The following is an 18,460-nucleotide window of genomic DNA, read 5'->3' as shown; positions in this document are numbered from 1 at the left end:
AGTGACATACCGCGCGGTATGTGAGCAGAATCAGCCCAACCCTTACTACCGCGTAGGCAATGTCGCCCCGGGAGGACGCCGTGCTGAGCACCATGCAGGACGTACCGCTGTTGATCTCGAGGATCCTGACCCACGGGTCGACGGTCCACGGCGCATCGCAGGTGACCACCTGGACCGGTGAGAGCGAGCCGCACCGCCGCTCCTTCGCCGAGATCGGCACCCGCGCGGCCCAGCTGGCGCACGCGCTCCGCGAGGACCTGGGCGTCGCCGACGACGAGCGGGTCGCCACGCTCGCCTGGAACAACGCCGAGCACGTCGAGGCCTACTTCGCGATCCCGTCCATGGGCGCGATCCTGCACACGCTGAACCTCCGGCTCCCGGCGGAGCAACTGGTGTGGATCGTCAACCACGCGGCCGACCGGGTGGTGATCGCCAACGGTTCGCTGCTGCCGCTGCTCGCCCCGCTGCTCCCGCACCTGAAGACGGTCGAGCACGTGGTGGTGACCGGCCCCGGCGACCGTTCCCTCCTCGACGGCGCCCACGCGCGCGTGCACGAGTACGAGGAGCTGATCGCCGGCAAGCCGACCGCGTACGACTGGCCGGAGCTGGACGAGCGGCAGGCCGCCGCCATGTGCTACACCTCCGGCACCACGGGCGACCCCAAGGGTGTGGTGTACAGCCACCGTTCGATCTACCTGCACTCCATGCAGGTCAACATGGCCCAGTCGATGGGGCTCACCGACCAGGACACCTCGCTGGTCGTCGTACCCCAGTTCCACGTCAACGCCTGGGGCCTGCCGCACGCCACCTTCATGACCGGCGTGAACCTGCTGATGCCGGACCGCTTCCTGCAGCCCGCGCCGCTCGCCGAGATGATCGAGAGCGAGAAGCCGACCCACGCCGCCGCCGTGCCCACCATCTGGCAGGGCCTGCTCGCCGAGCTGACCGCCAAGCCGCGTGACGTCTCCTCCCTCGGCCAGGTCACCATCGGCGGCTCCGCCTGCCCGCCCTCCCTCATGGAGGCCTTCGACAAGCTGGGCATGCGGGTCTGCCACGCCTGGGGCATGACGGAGACCTCCCCGCTCGGCACCATCGCCCGCCCGCCGGCCCACGCGGTGGGCACGCCGGAGGAGTTCGCGTACCGGCTCACCCAGGGCCGTTTCCCGGCCGGTGTCGAGGCCCGCCTCACCGGCCCCGGCGGCGAGCGCCTGCCCTGGGACGGCGAGTCGGCCGGTGAGCTGGAGGTCCGCGGCGCCTGGATCGCGGGCGCGTACTACAACGGCCCGGACGCCGAACCCCTGCGCCCCGCCGACAAGTTCAGCGAGGACGGCTGGCTGAAGACCGGCGACGTCGGCACCATCTCCCCCGACGGCTTCCTCACCCTCACCGACCGCGCCAAGGACGTCATCAAGTCCGGCGGTGAGTGGATCTCCTCGGTGGAGCTGGAGAACGCGCTGATGTCCCACCCGGACGTCACCGAGGCCGCCGTGGTCGCCGTCCCCGACGAGAAGTGGGGCGAGCGCCCGCTGGCCACGGTCGTCCTCCGCGAGGGCTCCACGGCGACCTTCGAGACCCTCCGCGCCTTCCTCGCCGACGAGGGCCACATCGCCAAGTGGCAGCTCCCGGAGCGCTGGACGATCATCGAGTCGGTCCCGAAGACGAGCGTGGGCAAGTTCGACAAGAAGGTGATCCGCAAGCAGTACGCGGAGGGCACCCTGGACGTCACGAAGCTCTGACGAGTCCGCTCACCGGCACCGACTGACCCCCTCCAGGGCTCAGTTGGTGCCGATCCGCGCCAGCAGGTCCACGATCCGCGCCTGCACCTCGGCGCTGGTCGATCGTTCCGCGAGGAACAGCACCGTCTCCCCGGACGCCAGCCGCGGCAGGTCGGCCTGGTCGACGGCGGCGGTGTAGACGACGAGCGGGGTGCGGTTGAGCTGCCCGTTCGCGCGCAGCCAGTCCACGATCCCGGCCTGCCGCCGATGCACCTGCAACAGGTCCATCACCACCAGGTTCGGCCGGAACTGCCCCGCCAGCGCCACCGCGTCCGCGTCGCTCGCGGCCCGCGCCACCTGCATCCCGCGCCGCTCCAGCGTCGCCGTCAGGGCGAGGGCGATCTCGGCGTGCTCCTCGATGAGCAGCACGCGCGGCGGATGCTGCTCACTGTCCCGCGGCGCGAGCGCCTTCAGCAGAACGGCGGGATCGGCGCCGTACGCGGCCTCCCGCGTCGCCTGCCCCAGCCCCGCGGTCACCATCACCGGCACCTGAGCGGTGACGGCGGCCTCCCGCAGCGACTGCAGCGCGGTCCGGGTGATCGGCCCGGTCAGCGGGTCCACGAACAGCGCGGCCGGGAAGGCGGCGATCTGCGCGTCGACCTCCTCGCGCGAGTGCACGATGACCGGCCGGTACCCGCGGTCGCTCAGCGCCTGCTGGGTCGTCACGTCCGGCGCGGGCCACACCAGCAGCCGACGCGGGTTGTCCAGCGGCTCCGGCGGCAGCTCGTCGTCCAGCGGCTGCGGCCGCGGCGGATCGGGCACCTCGACCGCCCCGCCCGGCCCGTCCAGCGGCTCGGGCCCCTCGGCGGCGTTCTCGTCCGGTGCTCCTATGGCGTACGACCGTCCGGTGCCCTCGGTCGTCTGCGCGAGCCGCGACTGTCCGGCGAGCGACGGCTGCGGCGCCGCGGGCGCGGGCGCGGACACAGGTGTGGGCGCGGGTGCGGGGGCCTCCGCCGTGGGGTGCGGTCGGCCGGCGGCCGGGTCGGGCGGCGTACCGAGCTTGCGGCGCCGGCCGGAGCCCCCCGGCTGATGCGGGGCAGGCGTCGCCGGCCCCTGCGGCTGCTGCACCTGGGCGGCCTGCCGGGTGAAGGGCACCCCCTGCCCCAGGGTCCGCACACTGATCGCCCGCCCCTGGGTGGAGTTCGGGTCGACGGGAGCGGCGGGAGCGGCGGGAGCGACAGGCGCCGCGGCCTCGGCGGGCAGCGGCTGCGCGGCACGCGCCGCCTGCGCCGCACCGGCCGTGGCCTCCGGCGGCAGCGGCGTGCCGGGCGCCGGAGTGGCGGCGGACTGCGGGGAGGGCGGGGGCTGCGGAGACTGCACGGGCTGCGGGACGCCCGCCGCTACGGCGACCCCGGCACCGGCGGTGCCGTCAGTGCCGTCGGCCGCGGGCCACGGCTGCGGGCCGGCCGCCGCCGGGAGCGGCTGCGCGGGCGCGGCGGACGGGGCCTGCTGCGGAGCCGGTGCCTGGGCGGGCAACGCGGTCTGACCGGTGGCGTCCTGGGCGGGCACGGGCACGGAAGAGGGCACACCAGGAGCGGCAGCCTGCGCCGGCACCGGCTGGGCAGGCACCGGTTGGGCAGGCACCGGCTGCGCCGGAGCCGCTGCCACCTGGACGCCCTGCCCCGTGGCCGCGTTCGCGTTCCCGGCCGCCGGTTGCTGGACCGGAACCCCGGGTGCGGGAACCCCGGCGGCTTCCGCGGGCTGCCCCACGGCCCGCCGACGCCGACCGGTCGGCGCGCTCGCGGGGTGCGGCTGCGGCGGAGTGTGGTCCTCGGCCTGATCATGCGGCACCGCGTCGTGCCGCCCGTCGTCGACGATCCCGGCAGCGGGAACGGCCTGTCCAGGCACGTGCACGGCGACCTGGGCGCCGGACGCCTGCGAAGGTACGGCCGCCTGAGCCGAACCAGGTACCGGGGTCTGACCAGGAACCGGAGCCTGACCAGGAACCGGGGCAGGCCCACCAACCGGACCCGGACCCGGGCCCGGACTCGGAACCGGAACCGGACCCGCAGCCGGCCCCGTGCCCTGCTGCTGCGTAGGAACCTGTGCGGGCATCTGAGCTGGCATCTGAGCGGAAACCTGAGCAGGCACGACCCCGGCGCCCACCTGCCCCGGCACTCCCATACCCGCATCCGAACCGGCACCGGCACCGGCACCCTCAGGCCCCCGGTCCGCCTCCGCGGGCGGCAGGGCGAACACCGCACGCGGCGCCGCCTCCTGCGCGGCCGCACGCTCGTTCGCGGCGGCCAGGGCACGGCGCCGACGCCCGGTCGGCTGAGCCGTCGCACCGGCACCGTCCCCGGACGCCACCGCGGGCAAGGCGGGCGGCAACGCGTTCTGCTCGCCGGAATCCCGCCGCGCACGACGGCCCTCGGCAGGCGCCGGCACGCCCTGCGTAGGCACACCCTGCGGCGGCACGGTCCCGCCCAGCCCGCTGCCCGCGGCCGCGGTACCCGCGGCATGCTCGGCGGCGGTCACGACAGCACCCTCGGCGACACCGACCCCGGGGACTGCCCCGGGAACCGCCCCAGAGACCGCCCCCGCGCCCTCGACGGCACCGGCCACCGCGACCTCACCGCCGGCCACGTCCCCGCCGGCGTCCTCGGCAGGCCGCCCCCGCCGCCGCCCGGTCCCACCGGACCCGGACCCGACCGCGGACTCCTCGCCCCCCTGCGCCGGAACCGGCGCCGCCTCGTCCGCCGTACGCCTCCTGCGCCGCCCGGTGGGAACGCCACCGCTCTCGGCCGGGCCCTCGGTGGCGCCGTCGGACTCGGACAGGTCCTCGCTCTCCAGGAACGCGTCGACGGACGACCGCCGCGCCCGGCGTCGCCCACTCCCCTCGGTGGCCTCCGGAGCGGCCTCGATCGCGGCCGGGCCGGAGTCCGCGGCGGAGGCCGCGACAGCCCCCGCGCCACCTCCGATCGGCACTTCGAGGACGTACGCGTTGCCGCTCATCCCCGGCACCTCATGGGTCTGGAGCACACCGCCGTGCGCCCGCACGATCCCGCGGACGATCGGCTCGTGCACCGGGTCTCCCCCGGCGTACGGCCCGCGCACCTCGATCCGTACGACCTCGCCGCGCTGCGCGGCCGCGACCACGACCGTGTTGTCCATGTAACCGCCCGCCGAGACGGGCGCGTTGCCGGTCGCGTCGACGCCGGCGACGTCGGCCACGAGGTGGGCGAGGGCACGGGCGAGCAGCGAGTGGTCGACCTCGGCCTCGATGGGCGGCGCGTGCACGGCGAACTGCACGCGGCCAGGCCCGATGAGCTCGACGGCCCCTTCGACGCCCGCCGCGACGACGGCGTCGAGCATGACCTTCGTGCGGGTGATGCCGTCGGTACCGGCGTCGAGCCGCTGGTAGGCGAGGACGTTGTCGATGAGCTGGGTGATCCGCGAGTACCCGGCGGACAGGTGGTGCAGGACCTGGTTGGCCTCGGGCCACAGCTGCCCGGCGTCGTCGGCGGCCAGGGCGGACAGTTCACGGCGCAGTTCGTCGAGCGGCCCGCGCAGCGAGGCCCCGAGCAGCATCAGCAACTGCTCGTGCCGTCCGGCGAGGGCCTCGTAGCGGTCCTTCTCGCGCTCGCCGAGGGCGGCGTACCGCTCCTCACCGGCGGCGAGCTCCTCCTCGTGCCGCTCCTGGAGCTCCTCGACCTCGGTGACGTGCTTCTGGCGCAGCGCGGTGAGTTCGGAGGCGTGTTCCTCGGAGAGCCGCTCCAGTTCCTCGGCGTGGGCCTTCTCGACGGCGGCCTTCTCCTCGGCGAGGGCGTCGAACGGCCGCCGGTCGGTGAAGGTCATGACGGCGCCGACGAGCTGGTCGCCGTCCCGTACCGGCGCGGTCGTCAGGTCGACGGAGACCTTCTCGCCCTTCTTCGACCACACCACCTGCCCGCGCACCCGGTGTTTGCGCCCGGAGCGCAGGGTGTCGGCGAGCGGGGACTCCTCGTAGGGGAAGGGCGTGCCGTCGGCGCGCGAGTGCAGCATCAGCTCGTGCAGTTCGCGTCCGCCGAGGTCGCTGGCCCGGTAGCCCAGTATCTGCGCGGCGGCGGGGTTGACGAGCACGATCCGCCCGTCGGTGTCGGTCCCGACCACGCCCTCCGAGGCGGCCCGCAGGATCATCTCGGTCTGCCGCTGCGACCGGGCCAGTTCGGCCTCGGTGTCGACGGTGCCGGTGAGGTCGCGTACGACGAGCATCAGCAGTTCGTCACCGCTGTAGCCGTAGCTGTCGTAGGCCTGCTGGCCGTTCTCCAGGTTGGCGCTGGTGACCTCGACGGGGAACTCGACCCCGTCGGTCCGGCGCGCGATCATCCGCGTCGGCTTGGTCCGCCCGGCCGGGTCCATGTGATCGGGCCGCCGCATGGAGCCCGGGATCAGCTTGGAGTCGAACTCGGGCAGCAGATCGAGCAGCCCGCGCCCCACGAGCGCGGTGCCCGGGGCCTCGAAGGCCTCCAGGGCGATCGTGTTGGCGTTGACGACGGTCCCGTTGGCGTTGACCAGTACCAACGCGTCGGGCAGCGCGTCGAGTATCGCTGCGAGGCGAGCAGCGCCTCGGGATGGCCTGCTGCTCACGAGACGCTTCCTCCCTGTTACCGCACCTTGCCGACCGCTCGGGCCATCTTGCCAACCGGTCCGCAGCGTGTCACGCGAGGGAGTCTAAGGGCTGCGGTTGCGCCCGCGGCCCCGGATGAGAGGGAGGTCGCACGACGAAGTGACGCAGAACGTGTGACCGCATCCCACGACCTCTCGCTTCGCATCCCACGACCTCTCGCTTCGCTCCCCGCAACCTCTCCCTTCCTCTCCCGCAACCTCTCGCTTCGCCTCCGCCGGACCTTCGCGCCGCATTTACGTCATTTACGTCCCCGCTGATTCCGCCGTGCACTGCCTGTGCGGACACGACAGGCGTACGCGATCTCCCGGCATGGCCTCACGCCCGCAAGTCGGGCAGCACCGGCACCATCCGGTCCCACCGCCCGATCTCGCACCCGTTGCTGCGGTCGTACGTCGCCTCGACGGGCCGCCCGGCCCAGGTCCCGGTGACATGCGCGGTGGCGGGGCCGCTGTACTGCATGGTGCAGACGCTGTCGTCGGGTACGGGGGCGAAGGTGTCCTTGCCCCACTGGGTCCCGCGGTCGAGCGCGGCGCAGGCCCGGTCGGCGTCGGGGTGGGTCCCGCCCCCGGGATGGCAGTACAGGTCGAAGGTGCCGTCCTTCCCGCCGCCGGCGTTCCTGACGGTGACGGTGAGGTGGTCGCCGCCGGCGAGGTCGTCGCGGGCGGGCGGGGGCATGCGGTCGAGGGCGCCGGCGGGCGAGGCGGCCAGGGAGCCGACGGCGACGAGGGCGGAGGCACCGGTGACGAGCAGCCGGGCGAACGGGGCGCGGGACTTCCGGAACAGGAACATGACCTGACTAACGCGGCCCGCCCCGGCCGGTTGCGCCGAGGCCGAACCACCGCGAGTAGGGCTTTGCCCTGCGGCCCGAGTGCCTAGTACCGTGGGGGGCGATTGGTGACAGCACGCTCGACTGTGTCATCATCTGCACGCACCACTCGCGCTCGCGCGGGCGGTTGTGCTGGAGGCGTCGCCTAGTCCGGTCTATGGCGCCGCACTGCTAATGCGGTTTGGGCCTTAAAGCCCATCGAGGGTTCAAATCCCTCCGCCTCCGCGCTTGATCACGAAGCCCCGGTCCCCGGACCGGGGCTTCGTCGTTGCCTGAACCGGTCTCTCGTGGCGTTTTCGCAGGTCACAAGGGGTATGGCTAACGGATTTCACATGGCGGCGGCAGTCATGTAATGTTCTTCCTGTCGCCGCGAGCGGCCCGGAAGGGCAAGGAGCGGCGGGAAAACAAAACAAGCACTCGTAGCTTAACGGATAGAGCATCTGACTACGGATCAGAAGGTTGCAGGTTCGAATCCTGCCGAGTGCACACAGGTGAAAGGCCCCGGAGAGATCCGGGGCCTTTCGCGTTTCACGGTGTCGGGGAGGCAGAGCGTGATGAAGGTCAGGGGCGGCGGCAGAACCGGGCTGGTGAGTGTGGCACTGGCTGCCGTGCTGGTGGGGTGCGGTGGCGGCGACGGCGGCGAGGAAGCCGCGGAGGCGCCGGATTCCGCGTCCGCATCCGCGTCTGCGCCCGTATCCGCGTCCGCGTCCCCTTCCACGTCCGCATCCGCTTCCGTGCGGGGGCGGCTCGCCCCCGATGTGCTCCAGAGCCGTTGGTGGTCCTGGGCGGCGTCGGAGCCGGAGGCGACGAACCCGGTCGCCGACGAGGACGGGGGTGACTGTGCGCGGAACCAGCCGGAGGACGTGTGGTTCCTGGCCGGCACCTTCGGTACGCGGGCCCGGCGCAGCTGCCCGGTTCCGGCAGGGGTGCCGGTCGCCTTTCCCCTCGTGAACCGCATCGGCGGGCCCGCCGACTGCGCGGCCTTCATGGACGGCGTCGAGGGCTCGGCGGTCCTGGACGGCAAGGAGGTCGAGGCGGAGAGCTACCGGGGGCAGGCGGTCACCGTGGAGAGCGTCGCCGGAAATCCCGTCACGGGTACGGACGAGACGTTCCAGGGCACCGGGTGCGGGCTGTGGGTCCAACTGCCCGCGCTGGAGAGCGGTTCGCACACGCTGAGGATCCGGGGCCGGGCCGGGGACTTCGCGACCGGGGTCGACTACACACTCGCCGTGACAGCCGCGTCGTAGACCCCGTTCGGGGACTCAGGCCGCCGTGCCGGCCAGGCGGCGGAAGGCCTCGGTCGTGCGGGGGTGGACGAGTTCGTCCAGCAGGTGGCGCCACTCGGGGTCGGCTGCGGTCGGGTGGGCCTGGTCCCAGGCGGTGAGCAGCGGGGCCAGCTCGCTCTCCTCGGCCGGGGACGGGGTGGTGGGCTGTGTGTTCATGGGAGCTTCCTTCCGGTGCGGGGACCGAGCCCCTGGGGCGGGATGCGTTCCTCGAACTTCTTCCGACTTCCACCATGCCGTGACCCCCCTCGCGGAACCATGGAGTCGCCTACCGGGCCGGGGGTACGGCCAGCCTCACCCCGGGCGTACGGCTGCCCCGCCCGGGCCGTGGGACGGCTCAAGTTCCCTGCCGCGCGCGCCCGTTGAGGCGAACATTTGCGCTTGTGTCATGCGTTCGAATGCGCCTAGCTTCTCTCGCCATGACCATGACGAGAAGATCAGTCCTCCGGGGCATGGCCGCCGCCCCCTTCGCCGGTGCGGCCGCGGGCGTCCTCTCCGCCGCCCCCGCCCATGCGGCGACCGTCGATGCGAGCCGGTACGCCCTGACCAGCCGCTCCTCCAACAGCCACGGTGAATTCGCCGCGCTGGCGGACGGATTGGCGGCCCGGCTGACCAAGGTGGACGCCACCGCCGTCGTCGCCGCCACCAACCGCGACGCGAAGCCGCTGAGCAGCGCGCCCAGTACGGCCGAGGCCTTCCAGACCGGCTTCGCCTGGGACCCCGCCGACCAGGACGTCCTGTACTGGATACCGCAGGGCGTCACCACCAGCGCCGACGCCTACGGCAACGGCCTCTACCCGGCCGGCGGCAGCAACAAGGTCGTCCTCGTCTCCTGGTACTTCGAGACCGACACCGACCCCGACACCCCGGGCGACGAGTACGCCGTCGACAAGGGCATGCGCCTGACCTTCGTCGACTACAACACCCCCGCCGCACCGACCTACCGGCACGTTCTGCTGGTCGAGCCGGTACGGACGGCCACGGGCGCGTACTCCTTCGAGCCCGTCCAGAAGCACGCCGGCGGCATCATGTGGTACGGCAACCTGCTGTACGTCGTCGACACCTACAAGGGCCTGCGGATCTTCGACCTGGACACCCTGTTCATGGTGGAGACCGCCGAGAAGGACGTCTGCGGGCTGCACACCGACGGCAAGTACTACGGATACGGCTACCAGTACGTCCTCCCGCAGAGTCACGCCTACGACAACGCCGGAACGTATCTGCGCTACTCGACGATCGGCCTCGACCGCGCCAGCACCCCCGACAGCCTCGTGATCGGCGAGTACTCGCTGGACGGCGTGGTCTCCTACAACGACCCCGGCCACACCTTCAACGGCACCGGCGCGCCCGCCGAGACCACTCCCCACGTGGTGCGCTGGCCGCTCGACTACACCGACCGGCACCCGGGTTCGCTCACCGCGACCGAGGCCGTCACCGTCGCCCAGAAGAAGATCCAGGGCATCGTCTCCCGCAACAGCAAGCACTACCTCTCGGTGAGCGCGGGCCCGTCCACCAAGGGCGCCCTGCGCACCTTCACCTCCGGCTCGTCCACCGCCACCACCGTCGCCGACCTCGCCATCGGCTGCGAGGACCTGAGTTTCCACAGCAGCGGGGCGTCCGGGTGGGCGTACGGGGAGTCCGTGATCTGGAACGTCAGTGAGTACGACGGTCTGCGGTACGTCTACGCGGTGCGGGCGGACGGTTCGTAGCCACGTGTACCGACGCGCGGGCTGAAGGCCGGCCTACTTGCCGCGCCCGCCGCCCTGCGCGTCCCGCGCGTCCTGCCCCCGCAGTTCCTCGATGTACTCCAGTGCCAGGCCCGTCGTCCTCGTGAACCAGTCGTTCAGCACGGCGATCTCGGCCGCGGAGTAGTCGGCGAAGAGGGTGTTGAGACGGGCGTAGTAGGGGCCGTACAGGGCCTCGACACGGGTGACCGCGGCCGGGACGGCGGCGACGCGGACGCGGCGGCGGTCGCTCGGGTCGGGGCGGCGGGTGATGAAGCCGCCGCGTTCCAGGCGGTTCAGGATGCCGGTCATCGCGCCCGTCGTGACATGGGCGTGCTCCGCGAGGTCGCCCGCGGTGAGCAGGTTCTCGCCGGCCTTCAGGACGCAGGCGAAGCAGAGCAGATCGGTGACGTTCAGTCCCAGCCGCTGGGCCATTTCCTGCTGGCCGAGCAGGTGCGTCGCGATGAGGGAGTCCATCGACGACAGCGCCTCGGCCGGGGTGGTGGCGGGGCGGGGCTTGGCTGGCATCTTCTGATTACCTTAGGTCGTGAGAGGTTTCGGTGCTAAATTGCTTACGTCGTGAGAGATTCGAGCGGCTCTTGCCGGGTGAACGGGAGGGCGGAACGTGAGTGCGCACCAGTATGACGAGGGGCACACGATCGCCGGGTGGACCGGATGCGCCGTGGCCACGGTCGGCTGCGTCGTCCTGGGCCTCGGGGTGGTCATGGTGTCGGTCCCGGTGCTGGCGGGCGGGGGCGTCATCGTGGCGCTGGGGCTCCTGGTGACCTGGGCCCTGCACCTCGCCGGCTGGGGCAAGCCGCCGGGGCGGCGCCCGCGGGCGGAGTGGGGGATGCGGACGCGGGACCGGTCGGCGCGCGACGGGCATCCGGGGTGTGTGGGATGCCGGTTGGCGGGGCGCGGGCGGAGTTCGGCCGCGGTGGTCCCCGTTGCGGAGCCGGAGGCCGTCACGGCGGACGTCGGTGGCTGAGCGGGGGTGAGGGAGGGGCGGTCGCCGCGGGCGGCGGTGGTCGGGTGAGGCGAGGCCGGTCACCGCGGACGCGGGCGAGGGGGTGGCCGCGGGGGCGTGGCTGCGGGCCCGGGTCGTTTCGTGGGGGCGTGGCCGCAGGCCGGGTCGTTGTCAGTGCCGCCCTCTAATCTCGTCAGAGATGGCACAGGCATGGAAGTGCTCGGGGCTGCGATGGTCGGCGGACGGCCCCGTGCTGGCGTGGGACGGCGGTCGGCGGTCCGCGCTGACCTGGGGTAAACGGGTGGCCTTCGGGGTCGCGGACGGGGGTGTGCGGACATGCGTGGGAGCGCGGGGGCATGCGTGCCCGGTGCGGGCGACCGTGCCGGGGCGGAGCACAGGGGCGCGGTGCGAGGAGTGTGCGCGGCTGGACCGGGCGCACTCCGTGGCGGCCGACACGATCGCGGACGATCCGCGCCCGTACCACGTATATCTGGCGTGGTTCGGCCCCGGCATGACCAAGGTCGGGATCACGGCTGAGGAGCGGGGTTCGGCCCGGCTGCTCGAACAGGGCGCCGTCTGCTTCAGCTGGCTCGGCGTAGGCCCGTTGATGGCCGCCCGGCGTGCGGAGGAGCTGCTGCGGGCCGCCCTCCGGGTGCCGGACCGGATTCCGTACGCCGACAAGCGCGCGGTGCGGTCCGCCCTGCCGGGGACGGAGGCGGAGCGGGCGGCCGAGATCGCGGAACTGCACGGACGGGCGGTGACGCTGGGCGGCTGGCCGGAGTCGCTGCGGGCCGAGCCGTTCCGGCCCGTGGACCATGTGCGGGACTTCGGCCTCGCGGGACTGCCGGTCGCCGTCGGCGCGGTGACCGAGCTGGTCGCGGGCGGTGCGGTGGGCGGACGGCTGGTCGCCGCCGCCGGACCGGACCTGCATCTGGACACCGGGGGCGGGGTGGTCGTGCTGGACACCCGGTTGATGAGGGGGTGGGGGCTGGTTCCGGTGGGGACGGAGGAACTTTGCGTGCCGGTAAGGGAGTTCAGGAGGGAGACGGGGGTTCAGGACGGGCTGTTCTGACCCCCCGGGCGGCGTGCGGCGAGGCCTCCCCAGGGATTCCCTGAGAGGTCCCTGTGGGTTTCTCAGGAAAATCACAGGTTGCCGAAAGGGTGCTCTCAGAGGGTGCAGACAGTGTGTCCACCATGACCACGACCTCGCCCCAGGGGCGCACCGAACTGCTGAGGCCGGACGGGAGCCCCGTCCGAGTGCTTGTGGTGGACGACGAGCTGTCGATCACCGAGCTGCTGTCCATGGCCCTGCGCTATGAGGGATGGCAGATCCGGAGCGCGGGAGACGGCACGGGCGCCATCCAGACCGCCCGGGAGTTCCGGCCCGACGCCGTCGTTCTCGACATGATGCTGCCCGACATGGACGGGCTGACCGTCCTGGGGCGCCTGCGGCGTGAGTTGCCGGACGTTCCGGTGCTGTTCCTGACCGCGAAGGACGCCGTCGAGGACCGTATCGCCGGCCTCACCGCCGGCGGCGACGACTACGTCACCAAGCCGTTCAGCCTCGAAGAGGTCGTGGCCCGGCTGCGGGGGCTCATACGACGCTCCGGTGCCGCCGACCGGCGCTCGGACTCCGTGCTGGTCGTCGGTGACCTCACCCTCGACGAGGACAGTCACGAGGTCTCGCGGGCCGGGGAGTCCATCCACCTCACGGCCACCGAGTTCGAGCTGCTGCGCTTCCTGATGCGCAATCCGCGGCGCGTGCTCAGCAAGGCACAGATCCTCGACCGCGTGTGGTCCTACGACTTCGGCGGCCAGGCCAATGTCGTCGAGCTCTACATCTCGTACCTCCGGCGCAAGATCGACGCCGGTCGCGAGCCGATGATCCACACCCGGCGCGGTGCCGGTTACCTGATCAAGCCCGCGGCGTCATGAGCGGACGACGACGGCCGCGTCCGCAGAGGAAGCGACTGGGCAAGCCGCGTACCCTGCGGGCGCGGCTCGTCGTCGCGTCGGTGGTGCTGGTCGCCGTGGTGTGTGCGGTGATCGGGACCGTGACGACATTGGCGCTGCGGTCACATCTGTACGAGCAGTTGGACAAGCAGCTGGGTGACGTCTCGGCGCGCGTGTACATGGGCACCAAGCCGCCCGGCGAGGGAGACAAGGGCGGTGCTGCCGTTCCCCAGAGCTCCCAGTTGAACAGCCTCAGCCTCGACGACTTCGTCAAGCGTGGCCCGCAGCCGGAGGGCACGATCATCGCCAAGGTCGTGCACGGCAGCATCACCGATGCCCGGGTCGGTGAGAAGGACGAGGACAACACCGACATCAGCGGGATGAAGGCCGAGAGCGTCAGCGAGGCCGCGCAGGCGGCGCTGAACGAGGTCTCCCAGGATGACGGCGAGCACACCGTCGATCTCCCCGGCCTCGGTGAGTACCGCGTCGTGTTCAAGACCACAGACGCCGGCAACAGCTACTACGTCGCCATCCCCACCACCGGCGTCAACAACACCCTCAACACCCTCATAGCCGTAGAAGCCAGCGTCACCGCCGCCGGTCTCATCGCGGCCGGTATCGCCGGCACCGTCATCGTCGGCGTCGCCACCCGCCCCCTGCGCCGCGTCGCCGCGACCGCGGCCCGGGTCTCCGAACTGCCCCTCCACACCGGCGAGGTGAACCTCAGCGAGCGGGTCCCGGAGTCGGAGTGCGACCCGGACACCGAGGTCGGCAAGGTCGGTGCCTCCCTCAACCGGATGCTCGATCACGTCCACGGCGCTCTTCACGCCCGCCAGCAGAGCGAGATGCGCGTCCGGCAGTTCGTCGCCGACGCCAGCCATGAACTCAGAACCCCCCTCGCCTCCATCCGCGGCTACGCCGAGCTGACCAGACGCGGCAGAGAGCAGATCGGCCCCGACACCCGCCACGCGCTCGGACGCATCGAGTCCGAGGCGGGGCGTATGACGTTGCTGGTGGAGGATCTGCTGCTGCTCGCGCGGCTCGATGCCGGCCGGCCGCTTCAGTTCGAGCAGACCGACCTCATCCCCCTCGTCGTGGACACCATCAGCGACACCCGCGCCGCCGGCATGGAACACAACTGGCGGCTCGATCTGCCCGACGAACCCGCTCTCGTGTCGGGCGATGCCGCCCGCCTCCAGCAGGTGCTCATCAACCTGCTCGGAAATGCCCGTAAGCACACGGAGCCCGGCACCACCATCACCGCCCGCATCCAGCGGCGCGGTCCCTGGATGTGCGTGGACGTCGAGGACAACGGCCAGGGCATCCCGCCGGATCTGCTGCCGCGTGTCTTCGAGAGGTTCGCGCGCGGCGACTCGTCGCGTTCCCGGGCCTCCGGGTCGACCGGGCTCGGGCTCGCCATCGTGCAGGCCGTGGCGACCGCGCACGGCGGTGCCGTGACCGTGGACAGCGTTCCGGGGCGGACCGTGTTCACCGTCCACCTCCCCGCGCTCACCCCCGTGATGCCCCGCCCGGCGCCCGAAACGAACTGGCAATCGCACTCACAGGTACAGCACAGTGCCAGCACATGGGTGCAACAGGGCACTTGACCAGAGTCGGTCCCATGCGAACCGACCCTTCTCCCGGCACCCTGCCGGCGCGGGAGCACCTCCCGGCCGGACACGCCGGTACGCCTGTCCTGGACGTAGTGATCCCCGTCTACAACGAGGAGAAGGACCTCCAGCCGTGTGTGCGGAGACTGCACGAGCACCTCTCGCGCACCTTCCCGTACGCGTTCCGCATCACGATCGCGGACAACGCGTCGACGGACACCACCCCCCAGGTGTCCCAACGGCTGGAGGCGGAGATTCCGGAGGTCCGGACCTTCCGACTGGAGCAGAAGGGGCGCGGGCGCGCCCTGCGCACCGTGTGGTCCGCCTCGGACGCGCCGGTCCTCGCCTACATGGACGTGGACCTGTCCACCGACCTCAACGCCCTGCTCCCGCTGGTGGCCCCGCTGATCTCGGGCCACTCCGACCTGGCCATCGGATCGCGGCTCGCCCGCTCCTCGCGCGTGGTGCGCGGCCCCAAGCGGGAGTTCATCAGCCGCTCGTACAACCTCATCCTGCGCGGCTCGCTCCAGGCCCGCTTCTCGGACGCGCAGTGCGGCTTCAAGGCCATCCGGCGTGATGTGGCGCAGGTGCTGCTGCCGATGGTCGAGGACACCGGCTGGTTCTTCGACACCGAGATGCTCGTCATCGCCGAGCGCGCGGGACTGCGTATCCACGAAGTGCCCGTCGACTGGGTCGACGACCCCGACTCCACCGTCCACATCGTCAGGACGGCGACCGACGACCTGAAGGGGGTGTGGCGGGTGGGCAAGGCGCTGGCCTCCGGCTCGCTGCCGCTGGACCGGATCGCGCGTCCCTTCGGCGACGACCCGCGCGACCGCGAGATCAAGGACGTACCGAAGGGGCTGGCCCGCCAGCTCGTCGGGTTCTGTGTCGTCGGTGGCCTGTCGACGCTCTTCTACCTCCTGCTCTACAGCGGTTTCCGCACCTTCTCCGGCTCGCAGGTCGCCAACGCGCTCGCGCTGCTGGTCTCCGCCGTCGCCAACACGGCGGCCAACCGGAGGCTCACCTTCGGAGTGCGCGGCCGGGGCGGCGCCGTCCGCCACCAGGCCCAGGGCCTCGTCGTCTTCGGCATCGGCCTCGCCCTGACCAGCGGTTCCCTCGCCGCCCTCAACGCGGCCAGCAGCGACCCCGCCCACTCCACCGAGCTGGCGGTCCTGATCGCCGCCAACCTCGCGGCCACGGTCCTGCGCTTCCTGCTCTTCCGCGCCTGGGTGTTCCCCGAGCGCCGCGAGTCGACGGTGGTGGCGGGCCACACGCCCGCCCCCGCCCCACAGCAGCCTCCCCACCCACCGCTGCCGGTGCGCGCGGGCGGCAACCACTTCTCGTACGCCGACCACGCCGACCACGCCGACCACGCCGACCACGACGACCACCACGACCACCACGACCACCATGACCAGTTCCGCGCCGGTGAAGCCGCGGACCGCACCTGGGCGGACGCCACCATGCAGCTGCAGCCGGTGCGCCCGGCCGACACCGACCCGAGGGACGCCCGATGACCATCGCCAGTACGGCCGTGCAGGAGCCCTCGGCTCCCCCGGCCCCGCCCGCTCCCGACGCCGGTGAGCCCCAGCAGCCGTTCCTGCGCAGACTCTGGCGCGGCCGGCCCGAGGACCCCCGCTGGGCGCGCCCGGCCTTCTGGGCCCTGCTGCTCGCGACCGCGGTGCTGTACTTCTACAACCTGAGCTCCTCCGGCTACGCCAACTCCTTCTACTCCGCGGCCGTGCAGGCCGGCAGCCAGTCCTGGAAGGCGTTCTTCTTCGGCTCGCTGGACGCGGCCAACGCGATCACCGTCGACAAGCCCCCGGCCTCGCTGTGGCCGATGGCCCTGTCGGTGCGGATCTTCGGCCTCAGCTCCTGGGCGATCCTGATGCCCGAGGTCCTCATGGGCGTCGGCACGGTCGCCGTCGTCCACGCCTCCGTGCGCCGCCGCTTCAGCCCCGCGGCCGGTCTGATCGCGGGCGCGACGCTCGCGCTCACCCCCGTCGCGGCGCTGATGTTCCGGTTCAACAACCCCGACGCGATGCTGGCCCTGCTGATGGCGGTCGCCTGCCACCTCGTCGTGCGGGCCCTGGAGGACGGCCGCACGAAGTGGCTGGTGTGGGCGGGCGTGGCGATCGGCTTCGCCTTCCTCGCCAAGACGCTCCAGGCCTTCCTGATCCTGCCGCCGCTCGCGATCGTCTACGCGGTCTGCGCGCCGGTGTCGCTGAAGAAGCGGTTCGGCCAGCTGGCCGCCGCGACCGGCGCCCTCGTCCTCTCCGGCGGCTGGTGGGTGGCGATCGTCGAGCTGTGGCCGGCGGCCTCCCGCCCCTACATCGGCGGCTCCCAGAACAACTCCTTCCTGGAACTGACCTTCGGCTACAACGGCCTCGGCCGCCTGAACGGCGAGGAGACCGGCAGCGTCGGCGGCGGTGGCGGCAACAGCGGCGGCCAGTGGGGCGAGACCGGCTGGGACCGGATGTTCAACTCCGAGATCGGCGGCCAGATCTCCTGGCTGCTCCCGGCGGCCCTGATCCTGCTGGTCGCGGGAGTGTGGGCGACGCGGAAGGCCCGCAGGACGTCCGTGACCCGCGGTTCGTTCCTGGTCTGGGGCGGCTCGCTGCTCATCACCACGATCGTCTTCAGCTACATGGCGGGCATCTTCCACCAGTACTACACCGTGGCCCTCGCCCCCTACCTGGCGGCCGTGATCGGCATGGGCGCGGGCCTGCTGTGGGAGAAGCGCGCCGAGACGTGGGCGTCGATCACCCTCGCGGCCTCGGTCGTGGCGGCGGCGGCCTGGGGGTACGTCCTCCTCAACCGCACCCCCGACTACCTGCCCTGGCTGAAGTGGCTGGTCCTCGTCGGCGGTCTGGTCGCCGCGCTCGGCTTGATCTTCGCGGGCCGGCTCAACCGGCAGCTCGCCCTCGCGGCGGCGTCCCTGGGCCTGGTGGCCGCCCTCGCCGGTCCGACCGCGTACACCGTCAGCACGCTCCAGGAGGGCCACACCGGCTCCATCGTGACGGCCGGTCCGGCGGGCGCGAGCATGGGCATGGGCGGCGGCCGGGGCGGCGGTCCCGGTGGCGGCGGCTTCCCGGGCGGCGGCCAGAACAGCCGACAGGGCCAGCAGGGCCAGCAGGGCCAGCAGAACGGCGGGCCGGGCAACGGCTTCCCGGGCGGCGGCATGCCGGGCCAGAACCAGCAGAACGGCAACGGCAGCACCCAGAACCAGCAGAACGACGGCATGCCAGGCGGCATGGGCGGCGAAGGCGGCGGTGGTGGCGTCGGCGGGCTGCTGAACGGCGCGACCGTCTCCGAGGAGGCCAAGAAGCTGCTGGAGACCGACTCGGGCGACTACACGTGGGTCGCGGCGGCCATCGGCGCCCAGAACGCGGCGAGCTACCAGCTGTCCACCGGCGACCCGGTGATGGCGATCGGCGGCTTCAACGGCACCGACCCGTCCCCGACGCTGGCCCAGTTCAAGCAGTACGTCGAGGACGGCAGGATCCACTACTTCATCTCGTCCGGTTCCGGCGGCGGCATGGGCGGCAGCAGCACCGGCACGTCCTCGCAGATCACCTCATGGGTCGAGGCCAACTTCAAGAAGGTGACGGTGGGTTCGTCCACCTTCTACGACCTGACGCAGAAGGCGAGCAGCTGACGTAACGCACGAGGGAGGGCGGCGACCACGGCGGTCGCCGCCCTCTTCGTCG

General features: G+C 72.1%; 13 protein-coding genes and 2 tRNA genes. 11 read left to right on the top strand and 4 right to left on the bottom strand.

The genetic code is table 11. The features are described 5' to 3' along the window. Positions 1–59 precede the first annotated feature (59 nt). Entirely contained in the window at positions 60–1,736 is a 1,677-nt protein-coding gene (locus DI272_RS22310; RefSeq protein ID WP_109497062.1) for a long-chain fatty acid--CoA ligase, read from the top strand. Positions 1,737–1,775: 39 nt separating this feature from the next. Here the strand turns inward: DI272_RS22310 and DI272_RS22305 are convergent, their stop codons facing one another. After that, on the bottom strand, positions 1,776–6,344 hold the full coding sequence (locus tag DI272_RS22305; RefSeq protein ID WP_109497061.1) for a PAS domain-containing protein: 4,569 nt from the start codon (positions 6,342–6,344) through the stop codon (positions 1,776–1,778). Positions 6,345–6,699: 355 nt separating this feature from the next. Continuing rightward, positions 6,700–7,173: an SSI family serine proteinase inhibitor gene (locus tag DI272_RS22300; protein ID WP_109497060.1), complete on the bottom strand. Its 474-nt coding sequence runs from the start codon at positions 7,171–7,173 to the stop codon at positions 6,700–6,702. A 171-nt stretch (positions 7,174–7,344) separates the two neighbouring features. Here DI272_RS22300 and DI272_RS22295 point away from each other — a divergent pair. The 3 genes from DI272_RS22295 to DI272_RS22285 all read left to right on the top strand — a co-directional run bounded on the left by DI272_RS22295 (position 7,345) and on the right by DI272_RS22285 (position 8,457). Next, a tRNA-Ser gene (locus DI272_RS22295) sits at positions 7,345–7,435 on the top strand. Positions 7,436–7,623: 188 nt separating this feature from the next. Next, positions 7,624–7,696: transfer RNA gene (locus tag DI272_RS22290), tRNA-Arg, on the top strand. Positions 7,697–7,764: 68 nt separating this feature from the next. Next, positions 7,765–8,457 carry a signal protein gene (locus DI272_RS22285; RefSeq protein ID WP_109497059.1) on the top strand — a complete coding sequence of 231 codons (693 nt, stop codon included), beginning with the start codon at positions 7,765–7,767 and terminating at the stop codon, positions 8,455–8,457. A 15-nt stretch (positions 8,458–8,472) separates the two neighbouring features. On the opposite strand, the gene DI272_RS22280 is transcribed toward DI272_RS22285, so the two are convergent. Further along, positions 8,473–8,652: a hypothetical protein gene (locus tag DI272_RS22280; RefSeq protein WP_109497058.1), complete on the bottom strand. Its 180-nt coding sequence runs from the start codon at positions 8,650–8,652 to the stop codon at positions 8,473–8,475. Between the two features lie 266 nt (positions 8,653–8,918). Between DI272_RS22280 and DI272_RS22275 the strand changes: the two genes are divergently transcribed. Further along, positions 8,919–10,202: a hypothetical protein gene (locus DI272_RS22275; protein ID WP_181387279.1), complete on the top strand. Its 1,284-nt coding sequence runs from the start codon at positions 8,919–8,921 to the stop codon at positions 10,200–10,202. Between the two features lie 33 nt (positions 10,203–10,235). Here the strand turns inward: DI272_RS22275 and DI272_RS22270 are convergent, their stop codons facing one another. After that, complete coding sequence (locus DI272_RS22270; protein ID WP_109497056.1) at positions 10,236–10,745, bottom strand: MarR family transcriptional regulator; 510 nt, start codon at positions 10,743–10,745, stop codon at positions 10,236–10,238. Positions 10,746–10,842: 97 nt separating this feature from the next. On the opposite strand from DI272_RS22270, the gene DI272_RS22265 reads away from it, so the two are divergent. The 6 genes from DI272_RS22265 to DI272_RS22240 all read left to right on the top strand — a co-directional run bounded on the left by DI272_RS22265 (position 10,843) and on the right by DI272_RS22240 (position 18,408). Next, the gene (locus DI272_RS22265) at positions 10,843–11,205 is read left to right on the top strand and encodes an HGxxPAAW family protein (protein ID WP_109497055.1); all 363 of its coding nucleotides are present in this window, start codon (positions 10,843–10,845) and stop codon (positions 11,203–11,205) included. Between the two features lie 178 nt (positions 11,206–11,383). Beyond that, the gene (locus DI272_RS22260) at positions 11,384–12,256 is read left to right on the top strand and encodes a DUF2797 domain-containing protein (RefSeq protein ID WP_109497054.1); all 873 of its coding nucleotides are present in this window, start codon (positions 11,384–11,386) and stop codon (positions 12,254–12,256) included. A 122-nt stretch (positions 12,257–12,378) separates the two neighbouring features. Then, a complete protein-coding gene (locus DI272_RS22255; protein WP_194078854.1) occupies positions 12,379–13,119 on the top strand; it encodes a response regulator transcription factor in 741 nt (246 codons plus the stop codon). After that, positions 13,116–14,744 (top strand): HAMP domain-containing sensor histidine kinase, encoded by a 1,629-nt coding sequence (locus tag DI272_RS22250; RefSeq protein ID WP_109497052.1) that lies wholly within the window; start codon positions 13,116–13,118, stop codon positions 14,742–14,744. Before DI272_RS22255 ends, DI272_RS22250 begins: the two co-directional genes overlap by 4 nt. A gap of 14 nt (positions 14,745–14,758) precedes the next feature. Next, entirely contained in the window at positions 14,759–16,267 is a 1,509-nt protein-coding gene (locus DI272_RS22245; RefSeq protein ID WP_109497051.1) for a bifunctional glycosyltransferase family 2/GtrA family protein, read from the top strand. Further along, a complete protein-coding gene (locus DI272_RS22240) occupies positions 16,264–18,408 on the top strand; it encodes a glycosyltransferase family 39 protein (protein WP_109497050.1) in 2,145 nt (714 codons plus the stop codon). The genes DI272_RS22245 and DI272_RS22240 overlap by 4 nt, the downstream gene beginning before the upstream one ends. The last annotated feature ends 52 nt before the right edge of the window (positions 18,409–18,460 follow it).

This window comes from Streptomyces sp. Act143, assembly GCF_003143935.1.
Classification (GTDB): Bacteria; Actinomycetota; Actinomycetes; order Streptomycetales; family Streptomycetaceae; genus Streptomyces.
This window is presented reverse-complemented; position numbering and strand designations above follow the sequence as displayed.

Bases quoted from the DNA above. Each gene is read 5' to 3' on its own strand.
- DI272_RS22310 (WP_109497062.1), top strand. From the start codon at position 60: ATGTCGCCCCGGGAGGACGCCGTGCTGAGCACCATGCAGGACGTACCG.
- DI272_RS22300 (WP_109497060.1), bottom strand. From the start codon at position 7,173: ATGTTCCTGTTCCGGAAGTCCCGCGCCCCGTTCGCCCGGCTGCTCGTC.
- DI272_RS22285 (WP_109497059.1), top strand. From the start codon at position 7,765: ATGAAGGTCAGGGGCGGCGGCAGAACCGGGCTGGTGAGTGTGGCACTG.
- DI272_RS22280 (WP_109497058.1), bottom strand. From the start codon at position 8,652: ATGAACACACAGCCCACCACCCCGTCCCCGGCCGAGGAGAGCGAGCTG.
- DI272_RS22275 (WP_181387279.1), top strand. From the start codon at position 8,919: ATGACGAGAAGATCAGTCCTCCGGGGCATGGCCGCCGCCCCCTTCGCC.
- DI272_RS22270 (WP_109497056.1), bottom strand. From the start codon at position 10,745: ATGCCAGCCAAGCCCCGCCCCGCCACCACCCCGGCCGAGGCGCTGTCG.
- DI272_RS22260 (WP_109497054.1), top strand. From the start codon at position 11,384: ATGGCACAGGCATGGAAGTGCTCGGGGCTGCGATGGTCGGCGGACGGC.
- DI272_RS22255 (WP_194078854.1), top strand. From the start codon at position 12,379: ATGACCACGACCTCGCCCCAGGGGCGCACCGAACTGCTGAGGCCGGAC.
- DI272_RS22250 (WP_109497052.1), top strand. From the start codon at position 13,116: ATGAGCGGACGACGACGGCCGCGTCCGCAGAGGAAGCGACTGGGCAAG.
- DI272_RS22245 (WP_109497051.1), top strand. From the start codon at position 14,759: ATGCGAACCGACCCTTCTCCCGGCACCCTGCCGGCGCGGGAGCACCTC.
- DI272_RS22240 (WP_109497050.1), top strand. From the start codon at position 16,264: ATGACCATCGCCAGTACGGCCGTGCAGGAGCCCTCGGCTCCCCCGGCC.